At 31.7% G+C, this 15,376-nt stretch carries 13 protein-coding genes; 8 read left to right on the top strand and 5 right to left on the bottom strand.

The genetic code is table 11. From position 1 onward, the window contains the following. The first annotated feature begins 157 nt into the window (after positions 1-157). From FH779_RS13830 to FH779_RS13815, 4 genes are all read left to right on the top strand, one after another. Entirely contained in the window at positions 158-2,344 is a 2,187-nt protein-coding gene (locus FH779_RS13830) for a glutamine synthetase III family protein (protein WP_180905123.1), read from the top strand. A 175-nt stretch (positions 2,345-2,519) separates the two neighbouring features. Continuing rightward, positions 2,520-3,437, top strand: coding sequence for a T9SS-dependent choice-of-anchor J family protein (locus FH779_RS13825; protein WP_038332966.1), 918 nt, complete (start codon positions 2,520-2,522; stop codon positions 3,435-3,437). A 109-nt stretch (positions 3,438-3,546) separates the two neighbouring features. Then, positions 3,547-4,638: a peptide chain release factor 1 gene (gene prfA, locus FH779_RS13820; RefSeq protein WP_180905122.1), complete on the top strand. Its 1,092-nt coding sequence runs from the start codon at positions 3,547-3,549 to the stop codon at positions 4,636-4,638. Positions 4,639-4,723: 85 nt separating this feature from the next. After that, on the top strand, positions 4,724-5,377 hold the full coding sequence (locus tag FH779_RS13815; protein WP_244957966.1) for a phosphoribosylanthranilate isomerase: 654 nt from the start codon (positions 4,724-4,726) through the stop codon (positions 5,375-5,377). 121 nt (positions 5,378-5,498) lie between these two features. On the opposite strand, the gene FH779_RS13810 is transcribed toward FH779_RS13815, so the two are convergent. Then, positions 5,499-6,497, bottom strand: coding sequence for a hypothetical protein (locus tag FH779_RS13810; RefSeq protein ID WP_180905121.1), 999 nt, complete (start codon positions 6,495-6,497; stop codon positions 5,499-5,501). A 436-nt stretch (positions 6,498-6,933) separates the two neighbouring features. On the opposite strand from FH779_RS13810, the gene FH779_RS13805 reads away from it, so the two are divergent. Further along, a complete protein-coding gene (locus tag FH779_RS13805) occupies positions 6,934-7,617 on the top strand; it encodes a DUF6261 family protein (RefSeq protein ID WP_180905120.1) in 684 nt (227 codons plus the stop codon). A gap of 149 nt (positions 7,618-7,766) precedes the next feature. Continuing rightward, positions 7,767-8,873: a TlpA disulfide reductase family protein gene (locus FH779_RS13800; protein WP_180905119.1), complete on the top strand. Its 1,107-nt coding sequence runs from the start codon at positions 7,767-7,769 to the stop codon at positions 8,871-8,873. A gap of 74 nt (positions 8,874-8,947) precedes the next feature. Here the strand turns inward: FH779_RS13800 and FH779_RS13795 are convergent, their stop codons facing one another. Genes FH779_RS13795 through FH779_RS13780 form a run of 4 tightly spaced genes read right to left on the bottom strand, consistent with a single transcriptional unit; the run spans position 8,948 to position 13,660 of the window. Then, the gene (locus FH779_RS13795) at positions 8,948-10,519 is read right to left on the bottom strand and encodes a DHA2 family efflux MFS transporter permease subunit (protein WP_125349612.1); all 1,572 of its coding nucleotides are present in this window, start codon (positions 10,517-10,519) and stop codon (positions 8,948-8,950) included. A 21-nt stretch (positions 10,520-10,540) separates the two neighbouring features. Beyond that, complete coding sequence (locus FH779_RS13790) at positions 10,541-11,734, bottom strand: HlyD family secretion protein (protein ID WP_038332984.1); 1,194 nt, start codon at positions 11,732-11,734, stop codon at positions 10,541-10,543. Between the two features lie 11 nt (positions 11,735-11,745). Then, on the bottom strand, positions 11,746-13,041 hold the full coding sequence (locus tag FH779_RS13785) for a TolC family protein (RefSeq protein WP_180905118.1): 1,296 nt from the start codon (positions 13,039-13,041) through the stop codon (positions 11,746-11,748). After that, positions 13,031-13,660 (bottom strand): TetR/AcrR family transcriptional regulator, encoded by a 630-nt coding sequence (locus FH779_RS13780; protein ID WP_180905117.1) that lies wholly within the window; start codon positions 13,658-13,660, stop codon positions 13,031-13,033. Before FH779_RS13780 ends, FH779_RS13785 begins: the two co-directional genes overlap by 11 nt. 105 nt (positions 13,661-13,765) lie before the next feature. Between FH779_RS13780 and FH779_RS13775 the strand changes: the two genes are divergently transcribed. Further along, on the top strand, positions 13,766-15,037 hold the full coding sequence (locus FH779_RS13775; protein ID WP_180905116.1) for a DUF2851 family protein: 1,272 nt from the start codon (positions 13,766-13,768) through the stop codon (positions 15,035-15,037). Further along, positions 15,038-15,259 (top strand): PspC family transcriptional regulator, encoded by a 222-nt coding sequence (locus FH779_RS13770; protein ID WP_038332996.1) that lies wholly within the window; start codon positions 15,038-15,040, stop codon positions 15,257-15,259. It abuts the gene before it with no gap. Positions 15,260-15,376: the final 117 nt, after the last annotated feature.

Raw genomic sequence — 15,376 nt, 5'->3', positions numbered from 1 at the left:
TATACTGATGTTTTAAAAATTTAAACTAAAACAAAGGGGTATTGAATTTATTTGTGGTTAAATTTTAATTTAACCCCTAAAAAATTAGGGGTGTTTTTATTTTGTGTTTAATTTTTATTTATTTTTGCATCATAAAACAACACAAAGTAATTTTCTTATGACATCATTTCGTTTTGAAGCATTAAAAGCCGCAAGCAATCGCAAACCGGTAGCTGTTCCTGAATTAGGGAAAAAATCAGAAATTTTTGGAAGCAATGTTTTCAATGACAAAGCAATGCGTCAACATTTAACTTCAGAAGCGTATAAAGCCGTTCGTTCTGCAATGGATTATGGTACAAAAATCGACCGTAAAATGGCAGATTTTGTTGCTTTAGGGATGAAAGAATGGGCGATGAGCAAAGGTGTAACGCATTATACGCACTGGTTTCAGCCATTAACAGGAACAACAGCAGAAAAACATGATGCTTTTTTCGAAACTTCATTTGATGGAGCAGATCCTGTAGAAAAATTCAGTGGCTCATTATTAGTTCAACAAGAGCCAGATGCGTCTTCTTTTCCAAATGGAGGAATTCGTAATACATTCGAAGCGCGTGGATATACAGCTTGGGATCCAACTTCTCCAGCATTTATTTTCGGAACGACTTTATGTATTCCGACAGTATTTGTTTCGTATACAGGAGAAGCTTTAGATAATAAAGCACCTTTGTTAAGAGCGCTTTTATCAATTGATGAAGCAGCTACAGAAGTGGCGAAGTTTTTCGATAAAAATGTGAAAAAAGTAACGCCGACTTTAGGTTGGGAGCAAGAATATTTCCTGATTGATGATGCTTTAGCAGCTTCTCGTCCAGATATTTTACAAACAGGTAGAACGTTGTTAGGACATGTTTCGGCAAAAGGTCAACAATTAGAAGATCATTATTTTGGTTCGATTCCTACGCGTGTTTTAAATTATATGCGCGATTTGGAGAATGAATGTATGTTGTTGGGAATTCCTGTAAAAACTCGTCACAACGAAGTAGCACCTAATCAATTTGAGTTAGCGCCAATTTTCGAGGAAACGAATTTAGCAGTTGACCACAACTCATTGTTAATGGATGTGATGCAAAAAGTTGGTGAGCGTCATCATTTTAAAGTATTATTCCACGAAAAACCATTCAAAGGAGTTAACGGATCTGGAAAACACAATAACTGGTCGTTGGCAACAGATACTGGAGTAAATTTATTAGCACCAGGAAAAACGCCAAACAGCAATTTACAGTTTTTAACGTTCTTTATTAATACCATCAAAGCAGTTTCAATTTATGAGGAATTGTTACGTGCTTCTATCGCTTCTGCTTCTAATGACCACCGTTTAGGTGCGAATGAAGCGCCACCAGCAATTATTTCGATCTTTATTGGTCAACAATTGACAAAAGTATTGGAAGAGTTAGAAGGTGTTTCGACGGGGAAATTATCTCCTGAAGAAAAAACTGATTTAAAATTAAACGTTGTAGGTAAAATTCCAGATGTTTTATTAGATAATACAGATAGAAACAGAACTTCTCCATTTGCTTTTACAGGAAATAAATTCGAGTTCCGTGCTGTAGGATCGACTGCAAACTGTGCAAATGCAATGACAACGTTGAATGCAATTGTAGCAAAACAATTGATCGATTTCAAAAAAGAAGTTGATGCGTTGATTGAAACAGGTTTGAAAAAAGACGAAGCAATTTTCAATGTTTTACGTGAATATATCAAAGAAACAAAGAATATATTATTCGAAGGCGATGGATACAGCAAAGAATGGGAAGAAGAAGCGGCTCGTAGAGGATTGTCAAATCACAAAACAACTCCATCTGCTTTAAAAGCAAAAGTTTCTCAAAAATCATTGGATTTATTCTCGGAACTTAATGTAATGAACAACACAGAAGTTGAAGCGCGTTACGAAATCGAATTAGAAGATTACATCAAGAAAATTCAGATTGAAGGTCGTGTTTTAGGTGATATTGTGAGAAATCATATTATTCCGACAGCTTTCAAATATCAAAACATATTGATCAAAAACATTAAAGGATTCAAAGATATTTTTGGAGATGATTATGAAGAATATGCAGGCGAGCAATTAATTATTTTGAAGAAAATTTCGATGCATGTAAACGAATTAAACGCAAAATTGCACTTAATGATGGATGCACGTAAAGAAGCAAATGTGGTTGAATCTTTAGAAGAAAGAGCACATGCTTATTGTGATAAAGTAAAACCATATTATGACGAAATTCGTTACCACGCTGATAAGTTAGAATTAATGGTCGACAACGAATTCTGGGTTTTAACAAAATACAGAGAATTATTATTTACGAGATAATATTTTTAACAAAAAAACACAAAACCGATGATTTATCATCGGTTTTTTTATTCCAATAATTTATAAAGTAATTATTTTGAATAATTATAAAAAATACTTTTTAACACTATAATTTTGTTGTTTAAAGATATTTTTTTTAAGTTTATTAAATATTAACATTTAAAATGAATTACTTATGAAAAAAATTTTATTTTCTTTATTAACGATTGCAGCAGTTTCTGCAAATGCACAAATTTCAACTATTTTTGAAGATTCTTTTGAGACTTATACTGATTTTTCTGTAGGAGGTATAAATTCTATTGTAAGTAAAGGTAAAATAGGTGATTGGTCATTAGTTGATGGAGATAGGTCAACAACATATGGTTTCAATGGCATTACTTTTGCTAATTCGGGAAAACAAATGGCTTATATTGTGTTTAATTCAACTAAAACTACTCCGGTTATAACTCCTTCAGCAGGAAGTGATTGGACTGCTAGGACGGGAGAAAAAGCTATGGTTAGTTTTGCCGCTACAAAACCTAAAAATAATGATTGGCTAATCTCTCCTAAAATTAAATTAGCTGTTTCTGATAACGTTCTTAAGTTTTATGCAAAAGCAGGAGATGAAGAATATGGAATGGAAGAATTTAATGTATTAATTTCGACTACTGATACAAATACAACAAGTTTTACTAAATTAAAAAGTGAAGTAATTGATTATGATATTGAATATGCGGAATATTCATATGATTTATCAGCTTACAATGGGAAAGAAATTTATGTAGCTATTCAATGTGTTTCAAATGATCAATTTGGATTTATTCTTGATGATTTTAGTGTTTCAGGTAATTCATCATTAGCTACTTCTGACATTAATACAAAACAAGTTACTAACGTTTATCCTAATCCAGTTGAAGATTCTTTTAAAATTGATTTAGGTACAACTTTAAATAAAGCGAACGTTACAATTGAATTATATGATATGGTTGGTAAAAAAGTACAATCATTTGATTATGCAGATTCTTATAACATTTCTTCTTTACCAAAAGGAGTATATGTTTTAAAAATTAACGATGGAGCAACTAAAGTTGTGAAAAAGATTGTTAAAAAATAATTATATAACAACTAATAAATCACAAAACCGATGAGAAATCATCGGTTTTTTTTATTCAAATTTTCTGAATCCCTTGAGTTATTGTATCTTTGCAATCCAATAAAAGTATATGGCAGATTTAGGTCTATTAGATAAATTAAGAGCAATCAAACAACGTTTCGATGAGGTGGCAGATTTAATCATCCAACCAGATATCGTAACAGATCAAACTCGTTATGCGAAATTAAACAAAGAATATTCTGATTTGAAAGACTTTGTTGAAATGCAAAAACAATACGAAAACTTAATCAATGTAATTGAAGAAGCAGACGAAATTATTGCAGATGGTTCTGATGCAGAAATGGTTGAGTTAGCTAAAATAGAAAAAGACGAAGCAATCAATGCGATTCCACCTTTAGAGGAAGAAATCAAAATGATGTTGATTCCAAAAGATCCAGAAGATGAGAAAAACATCATTGTCGAGTTACGTTCTGGTACAGGAGGAGATGAAGCAGCGATTTTCGTAGAAGATATTTACCGCATGTATTCGATGTATTTCAAAGAAAAAGGATGGAAACACGAAGTATTAAATACTTCTGAAGCATCTGGAAAAGGATACAAAGAGTTGGTGATGCAAGTAGAAGGAAATGCAGTGTACGGAACAATGAAATACGAATCGGGTGTTCACCGTGTACAACGTGTTCCTGAAACAGAATCGCAAGGGCGTGTGCATACATCGGCGATTACGGTTGCGGTTTTACCAGAAGCAGAGGAGGTTGATGTAGTGATTAATCCAGCAGATTTGGAGTATCAAACAGCGCGTTCGTCTGGTGCGGGAGGACAAAATGTAAATAAAGTTGAAACGAAAGTTCAATTAACGCACAAACCTTCTGGAATTGTAATTGTTTGTCAAGAAGCGCGTTCTCAACACAAGAACCGTGAAAAAGCCTTACAATTATTACGTACAAAATTGTATGAAATTGAGTTTGAGAAAAAACATTCAGAACGTTCTGCTCAGCGTAAATCGTTAGTTTCTACTGGTGACCGTTCGGCTAAAATTCGTACATACAACTATCCGCAAGGACGTGTAACAGATCACCGTATCAATAAATCAATTTATAATTTGGATAACTTTATGAATGGAGATATTCAAGAAATGATTGATGCATTGAAAATGGCAGAAAATGCAGAAAAATTAAAAGGTTCGGAAGAAGATTTCTAAAATCAATTCTAAATCTTAGATCATACAAACACTTCAAGAAATTGAGGTGTTTTTTTATATATTTATAATATTAAAATCAAAACAAATGATGAAAACAAGAGTTAAAATTTGTTGTATTAGTAGTAAAGAAGAAGCGCAACAAGCAATAAAATATGGAGCGAATGGATTAGGTTTGGTGGGTAATATGCCAAGCGGACCTGGAGTAATTGGTGATGATTTAATCAAAGATATTACTAAAACTATTCCACCAACATTGGCTTCGTTTTTATTAACAAGTGAAACAACTGCAGAAGCAATTATTCAACATTATAAAAAAGTTTATACCAATACAATTCAGTTGGTTGATGAACTGAAAAACGAAGAATATCAAATTTTGAGAAACGAATTACCTTGGGTAAAGTTGGTACAAGTGATTCATGTGATTGATGAAAATTCGGTAACGGAAGCGGTAGAGAAATCTCAATTTGTAGATGCAATTTTGCTGGATAGTGGCAATCCAAATTTACAAGTAAAAGAATTGGGCGGAACTGGACGCACACACAATTGGGCGATTAGTAAAAAAATTAGAGAAGAAATTAATATTCCTCTATTTTTGGCTGGAGGTCTTAATCCTGATAATGTTCGTGAAGCGATTGATGCTGTTCAACCTTTTGGTGTAGATATTTGCAGTGGTGTAAGAACTGACGGAAAATTAGACGAAAAGAAATTAGACGCTTTTTTTAGAGCAGTTAATGGATAGAAAAAAAACACCTTGTCAAAGTTTTTGAATCTTGACAAGGTGTTTTTAGTTTGTGTTCTGTGATTTAAGAATATTCCTTTTGTTTATAGATAAGACACCTTAGTTATTAGCTGTAGTTTTGTTAAAAATTAATATCTATTTGATGATATGATATTGGTAAATTAAATTCTGAATTTAGGAATTTTAAATACTTTTGGGTTGATTTATCAATTGGATATTCGCCTGCAATTACAATTTCATCTGCATATTTTTTTCCGTCAAAGTAGGTATATTCAAATATTTGTCCAAGGGCTTCTCTAATACATTGTTTTGCTGAGTTGGAAGTTTTAATTTCATAAAAAGTAAATAAATTATTTATTTTTAAAACTAAATCTATTTTTTTTCCATTTAAAAATATTTCCATTCCAACAGTTTCTTCACCAAATACTGATGTTAGCTTTTTGTATAGTTTTTCTTGTAAGAACGAATGTCTTGCATTTACATTTATTTGTTGTTGGGTTCTTGTGTATTTAGTGCTTTGAGGAAGGTTTGGTCTTCCACTAGCAAATATAAATCCAGTTGTAGATTTTTGGTTTTGAGGTCCAATTGTAATGTTTTCATTTTCTACTTCGATATAGATGTTCAATAAATCATCAAAATCTTTAAGAATTTCAATTACATTAACATTATTATAATCAACTAATTTTCCTATAAAAATAAAAGTTCCAATTTTTGTTAGTTGTTCATTTATTTCAAATACATTGTTTATTACACTACGTTTTCCATTTTGCCAATACCACATTTTATAGTCAGAAAATAAATCAGGTTGATTTATTATTAGAGAATTTAAACGTAATATTTTTGGAAATAAATCTTGAATATTAGGTAATGATTGACTTGGTTCTAATGAAAATGCAATTCCATATCTAATCCCTTCATCTTCATTACCAATGTTGAATTGTAATTCTTTCCTTCCTCCATAATGGAACGCCCAATCATCAAATGTTGTTTTATCATTGAATATTTTTGAGCCAGGTTTTGCTTTTAAATTTTTTAGATTCTTTCTTATTTCTTGTAGATTTCCGATTTTGAAATTAGATGATAATTCATCAATTTTTAAAGCTAAGTCTTTTATATTCATATCACGAAAGAAATATTATAGCTAACATATTATTTTATAAAATATAGATTGGTATCTATATCTGTATTTTGTTCAATTACTCGCTAATATAATTATTTATAAACGAATTGTTTGATTAAAATATATTCCACCTTAGCAGAATTTTCATTTTATTATAAACAAGTGTGTTTTACCTTTCCCGAGCTCTCGGTTAATTATAAACAAGTCTGTTTTACCTTACCCGAGTCCTTGGTTTATTATAAACAGGTCTGTTTTAGCTTTCCCGAGTCCTCGGTTGATTACAAACAAGTCTGTTTTACCTTACCTGAGTCCTCAGTTAATTACAAACAAGTCTGTTTTAATTATTTAGTTATAAAAACTATTGTTTGATAATAATATATTGATTAAGTTTATAAAACACTAACATTAAGTGAATTATAACCTAAAACAATCTACTATGAAAATTACATTAACTTCATTATCTACAAAAAATCTGGCGACATTAGCGCAGCGAATTATCAATTCTTCTCAAACTGGAAATTATACCATTGTAGAGAACCACCCTTTGTTGTTGTCGCTTATTGCGAGTTATCAAAACTACGATACGGTATACGCAAAGTTGACCTACAGTGGAAAAGGAAAAGAGGTGGCGACAGCAGATAAAGAGCGCGATGTTGCGTTTAGTAACATGAAGGCTTTCCTGAATGGTTACCGCAAATTGACTTCTGTCGCGAACTATCAAGATGCGGAAGCTTTGTACAAAGTTTTCCAAATGTTTGGACTGGATTTAGACAGATTGAGTTATTCTGCCGAAACAGCTCAATTGAAGAAGCTTATCGAAGAATTAGAAAAGCCAGATAATACATTGCGTATTATTAACTTATCGCTTGTATCAGCTTTTGATGATTTGAAAACAAAACATACCGATTTTGAGATATTATTTGCGCAACAAGCAGAGGCTAATGCAGATCTTCGTCAAATATCGAGTGCGTCATCTTCTCGAAAAGAATTGGAACAAGTACTGCGATCTTACCTCAATCTAATTACAGCAATGAAAGATGTACCGGATTGGTCTAATTTGTACCACGATTTGAATGAGATTGTGAAAGCAGCAAGAAATAGTGTGTTGCCTGCAAGTTGAACAAGTAAACAAACGAGCCGAAATTGTAAAAATACTAAACGTTAATTATTGAATAATAAAACCTCCACCCAAATTGCTTGGGTGGAGGTTTTTTTGAGATGATTTTTCGAAATATTTAATTAGATTTATAAATAATTAACTACATAATAATGACTAAACTATTAACACTAATTATCTTATTTGTTTTTACAAACTTATTTGCTCAAAAACAATTTACTATTTCTGGAAAACTTGATGGATTTGATGAAAATGCATTGGTCAAAATAAGTATTAATAATGCTCCTATTGATAGTGTCGTATTAGTTAAAGGGGGTTATAAATTAGAAGGAAAATTAAAAGAGGTTCCATCTTCGGTTTATATTACAGTCAAAAATGGAAAAGATTATCATTCTGCACTTCTTTTTATTGGTAATGAAAAAATTACACTAAATGCCACAAAAAAAGATTTTCCTTATGATGTAAAAACTTCTGGATCTGAGTATGACGAGATGAGGTATAAATATGCTCAGTTTGATAAAGATTATACGATAAAACGACGAGAATTTTTAACTGATATGATGTCGCTTCGTGAACAAAATAAATGGAATGATAGTTTACAAAAAGCATACTGGGGTAAAGTAGAACCTTATGGTAAAATAACTGCATTAGATAATGAATTTGCAAAGAATAGTCTTCAATTTTATCAAGATAATATAAATTCATACTATACACTTTCATTAGTTAATTCATACAAGACAGAATTGTCAAAAGAAGTTTTAATTGATTTGATGAATAAGTTAGAATCTAAATATAAAAAATCAGCCTATTACAAATCTATCATGACAGATATTAATACAGAAAAGTTAAATATTGGCGACAGTTATATAGATTTTATGGCGTATAATCAATCAAATAAAAAAGTTAATTTTTCAGATTATTTCAAAGGAAAATATGTGTTATTAGATTTTACAACTTTTTATTGTGGATTCTCTTTAGAATCTATTCCTGTTTTAGATCAAATAAAGACTAATAATCTTGATAAGTTAGAAATTGTAAGTTTCTATGTAGATAAAGAAGAAATTGGTTATAAAAACTTTCTTTTAAAACATGCAGAAGATTGGATTTCGCTTTGGGATAAAGAAGGTAGAACAGGAGGTACTTATACAAAATACAAGATTATCGGTACACCAACTTTTTATCTTTTTAATCCAGAAGGAAAACTTATTCTAGCAGATTTTGGATTAGATGAAAAGAAAATTACAGAATCAATCAAATAAAAAAAATCCATCCCAATAAATTGAGATGGATTTTACATTTATAAAAAACTGAAAATTAAAATAATTATTCTTTTTTAATGTCCTGCACTGATTACTTTACCTGCTCCTTTTTTGATAAAGAACAAAATAAATGGAATACAGATTAGGAAAACTACACCCAAATACAAGAAAACATCCATATAAGTTAACACAGTTGCTTGTTTGGTAACTTGTAAATCGAGTAGGTTATAGGCTTTATTTAAAGCTTCATTTGGAGCAAAACCTTTGCTCACGAAGCTCATTTGTAAATTCTGAATATGTTTTTGTACATCAAAATCGGATGTATCAAGATGCGAAACTAAATTTGTTCGGTGTCCAACTGTCCAACGAGAAATAAATGTTGTAATAATCGCGATACCAAAAGATCCTCCTAACTGACGCATCATACCTGTAAAGGCAGCTCCTTCACCAATTTGTTGCCCTTTCAAGCTAGAAAGTGAAAGTGTGGTAACGGGTACGAATAATAATCCTAATCCAACTCCACGTACAATTAATGGCCAGAAGAAATGTTCGGAACCTGTGTCTGGTGTTAAGATTTTGTATGACCAAAAACTGTAACAGAAAAAGATAAAGAATCCTCCTGCAACCATATATTTTGGTGGTACACCTTTTTGTAACATTGTTGCGATGATTGGCATCATGAAAGCAGTCATCAACGATGAAGGAATTAATAATAAACCTGCATCAGTAGCTGTCCATCCTAAGATTGATTGTGTATAAATTGGAATAACGAATGTCGATCCATATAATCCAAATCCTAAGATGAAGGATAAAATAGTACCAACTGCCAAGTTGCTATCTTTCAGTACACGTAAATTTACAATCGGATGTTTGAAAACTAATTCTCGCCAAACAAATAAAATGAATCCGAAGAAACTTGCAATACTTAAGGTTACAATTGTCGAATCTGAGAACCAGTCGTCTTGTTGTCCGTGTTCTAATACATATTGTAACGATCCAACTGCAATGGCTAACAAAATAATTCCCAAGAAATCGACTTGACTTAGTTTTGATTTCTCTGCATATTTTGGACTGCGAACAAATGATATCGTTAACAATACTGCAATAATCCCGATCGGAATATTGATGTAAAATATATATGGCCAAGACCAATTATCAATAATATAACCTCCTAAAGGCGGACCAAGCGTAGGACCAACAATAACTCCCATTCCATAAATTGCCTGCGCTAAACCACGTTTTTCGGGTGGATAACTTTCGGTAATGATGGTTTGCGAAGTTACTAATAGCGCTCCACCACCAAGTCCTTGTATAAATCGGAACAAGATAATTTCCCACAACGTTGTTGCATTTCCACAAAGAAATGAGGCAACTGTAAAAATGATAATCGAAGCCGCAAAATAATTGCGTCGTCCAAATTGTTGCGACAACCAGCTGGTCATCGGTACTACAATTACGTTGGCAATTGCGTAAGCGGTAACCACCCACGCAATATCAGTTAAAGAGACACCCAAACTACCTTTCATGTCATTCATCGCAACGTTTACAATTGTTGTATCAACAATCTCTAACAATGCACACATGATGGCGGTAATGGTGATGATTACACGTCTTGCACCATATTCAACTAAATTATTTTCTTCCATAATTTTTCTGAATAGGTGTTATTACTTTGCAGAAGTATTCGATTTTAAAAGAATATCAGCTTCCACGTTCATACCTGGACGAATCATTTTCAACATTTCGTCTTTTTGATCGATAAATTCGATTTTAATCGGAAGACGTTGAACTGTTTTTACGAAGTTACCAGACGCATTATCTGGAGGTAATAACGCAAATTTAGCACCAGTTGCAGGAGATAAAGACGTTACTTTCGCTTTGAATTCGTGGTTTGGATATGCATCTACTTTGATGATGGCTTCTTGTCCAACTCTAATTTTTTCTAATTGAGTTTCTTTGTAATTTGCCACAACCCAAATATTATTTGTTGTCACAATATTAAACAAAGATTGACCAGCTTGAACCAATTGTCCTGGTTGTAAATTAATTTTAGAAACTTGTCCATCTTCAGCTGCAATTACATACGTATAAGACAAATATAATTTTGCATTATCGATGTTTGTTTTGCTTTGACCAATTGCTGCTTCCGCAACTTTAATTTGTGCTTTTGAAGCATCAGCTTGTGCTTTCGAAGTGTTCACTTGTTTTGCTGTAGCTTGCGCTTGTTTTGCTGTAGAAGCTAATTGAGCACGAGAAACACCTAATTGTTCTTGTACAATTCGCAATTGCTTTTCAGCTGTTTCTTTTGCTGCTAAAGCTTGCTCGTATTGTTGTTTTGTGATCGATTGATTTTGGTATAATTTATTGTAACGATCAAAATCATTTTTCGTTCTCCAAACTTGTACTTTTGCTGCTTCTACATTTGCTTGAGCTGTATTAACACTTGCTTGAGCTGTTTCGATTGTTGTATTTGCTGCAACTGCACCAGCTTCTGTCACTCCAATAGCTGCACCAGCTTGAGAAACACCTGCGTGAGCAACTCCTAATTGACCTTCTGCTTGTAATAGAGCATCTTGCGATTGTTGCAATTTCAAGGCAAATTCAGATCCATCCAAAACAACTAATGTATCACCTTTGTGAACCATTTGGTTATCTTCTACTAAAATCTTCTGAATGTATCCTGAAACTTTAGGTATAACAGGTGTTATTTTTGATTCAATTTGTGCATCATCAGTAATTTCGTGCGCTTGTCCGTGTAAATATTTATAAACTCCATATCCACCTCCAAGGATGATTAATGCTCCTAAAACGATGATAAATTTTGAATTTATTTTTTTCTTTTCTTGATTATTTTCTTCCATATCGAGAGGTGTTATTGTACGTTTTCTAATAAAATTCCTGTAGTATAGTAATATTCGTAGATCGCTAATTGTTCGTCAGCATCTCCGACAACTTGATTGATTTTTGCTTGCAATTGTTGTACATCCGCTTCTAATAAATCGTCTGTATCAGCCAATCCGTTGTCATTTTTATCTTTTACAATTCTGTAGTTTTCGTTCGCTTGTTCTACAGCTTCTTTGTAAACATTATTTTTCTTTTTTGCTAAATCATACTTTTGAAAAGCTTCGTTCATTTCAACTTTAGCTTTATCAATTGTCGTTTCTTTTTGCATCTCATTTTCTAATTTCTGAGCTTTTGCAATTTCAACTTCTGCTTTATTTTTATACAAAGAAGATAAATCATATTTCAATCCGACACCAACATTTGTTGCATTTGTAACCGAAGCAACTTTATCAATATCCATCGCAATATATCCAGCTGAAACCGCTAATTGAGGGTAATAAGCTGCTTTCGCAATTTTGATTTGACTATCAGCAATCTGATTTTTTACATCATATGATTTAATATCTGTACGATTGACGTAATCTTGAGAATTTTGATTGATGGTTTTCAAGGTTTCTACATTATCAACATGAACGATTTTACTTTCGTCTTGTCCAGTCAATAAATTCAATCGGTAATTGATGTTTTTGTATTGCGTTTCGGCTTCATCAATTGCAACTTGCACATTCGATGCTTGCAATTTTGCTCTCAACAAATCATTTCTCGCGATGATTCCGTTATCCAAAAAGTTTTGAAAATCTTTCACACGTTGATTTGCTCTCACTAAGTTTTCATTCAACACATCGATAGAACGTTGCGTTTTGTACAATCCAAAATATAAATTAATAGCTTGCCAAACTACATTTTCTTTTGTTGCTTCGATTTGTAAGTTTGATAAATCAACCATCAATTCACTGCTTTTGATTGCATTTTTAATTTTAAATCCAGCAAAAACAGGAACAGAAGCACTTGCTTGTCCTAATAATAATTGATTTGGTTCAACTCCCATTCCTCCACCAGAAGATTGCATCGGAAGTTTGATGTCTACATTTGTTGTAGTAAACAAATGCATGTATTGTCCACTCAACGAAATGTCTGGTAAACGATTGTTTTTAGCGCTTTGTACTTTATACTCACTTGTATTTTTGGCAGCTTCGGCAACTTTCACAGATTTGTTGTTCTGCAAACTTTGTTGAATAACTTCCTGCAAAGAAACGTTGGTTTCCTGCGCATGAGCGAAAGTAGCAACAACTAAACAAATCGGTAAGAAAATTTTATTTTTCATCGTATAGTAAAATTGCTTTTAAAGAATCTATTAAATAAGGGTAATATTCTTCGTGAATATGTTCTGTAAACTCTTCATGAGAAGATAATCCCCATTGTTTCATATATGTTTTTTCGTTCAAAATCAAATAAGATGTTCCGCCAATAACTACCATTACAACAGCTTCGGCAGGAGCTTTTCGTTTAAAAACGCCTTCAGAATATCCTTCACTAATAATATTTGTGATATATTCTAAATTCATTGTTTTTAGCTCATTTACTTTGTTGTCAATCTCAAGAATAGAATCTCTTTTCGAATATTCTCTTGCCATAATTCGATGAAATTCAGGTTTATCCAAAATTCTATTCAAATAAGCTTTTAGGATTGACTGTAACTTTTCAAATGGAGAAAGTGTCGAATTTTGAGAAATCGAAGCCAATGATTCATTGAAAGTTGAGATACGCCAACTAAATAAATTCTCGACCAATTTATCTTTCGATCCAAAATAATAGCTAATCATCGCAATGTTAATGTTTGCTTCTTTTGCAATTTCACGAACACTTGCAGCGTCAATTCCACGTCTTCCAAAAACTCGTTCAGCCGCGCCCAAAATTTCTATTTGCTTTTCACTTAATTCCATCTTATAAAAATTGAACGCGCAAAGTTAAACAAACGTTTAATTAATTTTTAAAAAATAAGTATTTATTTTAATAATTTTTTATAATTCATTGATTAACTTTTGTCTATGAAAGAAATTTTTCTACATCATATTTGGAAATTGAATCAATTTTCACATCAAAGCTTACAAACTTTTCATGGAGATTTCATTGAAATTGTGAAAGTTGGAAAGTTAAATCATCATGCTGGACCAGATTTTTTGGAAGCTGAAATCATTATTGGTGACAAATTGTGGATTGGAAGTGTGGAAATGCATGTCAATTCTTCGGATTGGAATTTGCATCAACATTCGAATGATTTATCGTATCAAAATGTGATTTTACATGTCGTTTGGAATCACGATTGCGAAGTTGATATTTTGCGTCAACGTAATGTGCAAACTTTGATTTTACAAGATTTTGTAAAACCGGAAATTGTTTTTAATTATCAAAATATCATCAATTCTAAATTGGATAAAATTTATTGCGAAGAGTTTTTAAATTCAATTGATTTGAAACAGTTTTCTTTTTGGTTTGAACGAATTTTAATTGAACGTTTCGAAGAAAAAACAAATGATATTATACAAATTTTAGAACACAATAATTCGAATTGGGAAGAAACATTGTTCAGAAGTTTGGCAAAGAATTTTGGCTTGAAAGTGAATGTAGAAAGTTTTGAGATTTGGTCAAATTCTTTTCCGTTCAAAGTTTTGCAAAAAATACAATTTGATGCTCAAAAAGTTGAAGCCTTATTTTTTGGACAAGCTGGATTTTTAGAAGAAAATTATGAAAATGATTATTTTAAACAATTAAAAAACGAATATCAATTCCTGAAAAATAAATATCAATTACAACCAATTGAAAATAGTTTGTTTCGATTTTCGAAAATGCGACCAATTGGTTTTCCAACGATTCGCTTGGCGCAATTAGCATCGATTTATGTGAATTATCAAAGTTTGTTTTCGGAAATTATTCAGCCCAAAAATTTGAAAGAATTCTATAAAATCTTCGAGAAGTTGGAATTAAATTCTTTTTGGGAAACGCATTATACATTCAAAAATGAATCAAAATTTCAGCTCAAAAATCTTTCAAAAGATAAAATAAATAATTTGCTCATCAATTCAATTATTCCGATTCGTTACGCTTTTGAACGTCAAAAAGATGAGATAGAAATTGATTTTTATTTGGATTTATTGAATGAAATGGAAGCGGAAAATAACTCGATTTTAGATGAATTTGAACGAATTGGTTTCGAAAATAAATCGGCAAAAGATTCGCAACAATTAATTCAGCTCAAAAAAAGATATTGCTCCGAAAAAAAATGTTTAAATTGCGCTATCGGACAACAAATTTTACGTTAAATGAAAGATCAAATAAGGAATTTTACAGAAACAGAATGGTTTAATGTTATCTCTCGTTTTGCAGATAAATTAGGAATTCGTGTTGCAAAATTACGCTTGATTTTCATTTATTTAACCTTCGCAACTTTCGGTTTAACATTTGTTGGTTATTTTATTATGTTATTCTTTTTTTGGGTAAAAGATTGTTTTGTCATCAAGCGAAAATCTGTTTTTGATTTGTAATTAATTTATGAAACAAATGAACTTTAGAAAAATTGGTTTTTTAGGTGAAAGATCAATTTTTATAATTTGTTTTATATTCTACATAACAGTCTCTATTCTAGAAACTATTTTTTCTAA

Origin of the sequence: Empedobacter falsenii, from assembly GCF_013488205.1 — a bacterium.
Lineage (GTDB): Bacteria > Bacteroidota > Bacteroidia > Flavobacteriales > Weeksellaceae > Empedobacter > Empedobacter falsenii_C.
The sequence above is the reverse complement of the archived record's forward strand: the minus strand, read 5'-3'. Positions and strand labels throughout refer to the sequence as shown.

Bases quoted from the DNA above. Each gene is read 5' to 3' on its own strand.
- FH779_RS13790 (WP_038332984.1), bottom strand. From the start codon at position 11,734: ATGGAAGAAAATAATCAAGAAAAGAAAAAAATAAATTCAAAATTTATC.
- FH779_RS13800 (WP_180905119.1), top strand. From the start codon at position 7,767: ATGACTAAACTATTAACACTAATTATCTTATTTGTTTTTACAAACTTA.
- FH779_RS13795 (WP_125349612.1), bottom strand. From the start codon at position 10,519: ATGGAAGAAAATAATTTAGTTGAATATGGTGCAAGACGTGTAATCATC.
- FH779_RS13770 (WP_038332996.1), top strand. From the start codon at position 15,038: ATGAAAGATCAAATAAGGAATTTTACAGAAACAGAATGGTTTAATGTT.
- FH779_RS13810 (WP_180905121.1), bottom strand. From the start codon at position 6,497: ATGAATATAAAAGACTTAGCTTTAAAAATTGATGAATTATCATCTAAT.
- FH779_RS13825 (WP_038332966.1), top strand. From the start codon at position 2,520: ATGAAAAAAATTTTATTTTCTTTATTAACGATTGCAGCAGTTTCTGCA.
- FH779_RS13830 (WP_180905123.1), top strand. From the start codon at position 158: ATGACATCATTTCGTTTTGAAGCATTAAAAGCCGCAAGCAATCGCAAA.
- FH779_RS13780 (WP_180905117.1), bottom strand. From the start codon at position 13,660: ATGGAATTAAGTGAAAAGCAAATAGAAATTTTGGGCGCGGCTGAACGA.
- FH779_RS13805 (WP_180905120.1), top strand. From the start codon at position 6,934: ATGAAAATTACATTAACTTCATTATCTACAAAAAATCTGGCGACATTA.
- FH779_RS13815 (WP_244957966.1), top strand. From the start codon at position 4,724: ATGATGAAAACAAGAGTTAAAATTTGTTGTATTAGTAGTAAAGAAGAA.
- FH779_RS13785 (WP_180905118.1), bottom strand. From the start codon at position 13,041: ATGAAAAATAAAATTTTCTTACCGATTTGTTTAGTTGTTGCTACTTTC.
- FH779_RS13775 (WP_180905116.1), top strand. From the start codon at position 13,766: ATGAAAGAAATTTTTCTACATCATATTTGGAAATTGAATCAATTTTCA.
- prfA (WP_180905122.1), top strand. From the start codon at position 3,547: ATGGCAGATTTAGGTCTATTAGATAAATTAAGAGCAATCAAACAACGT.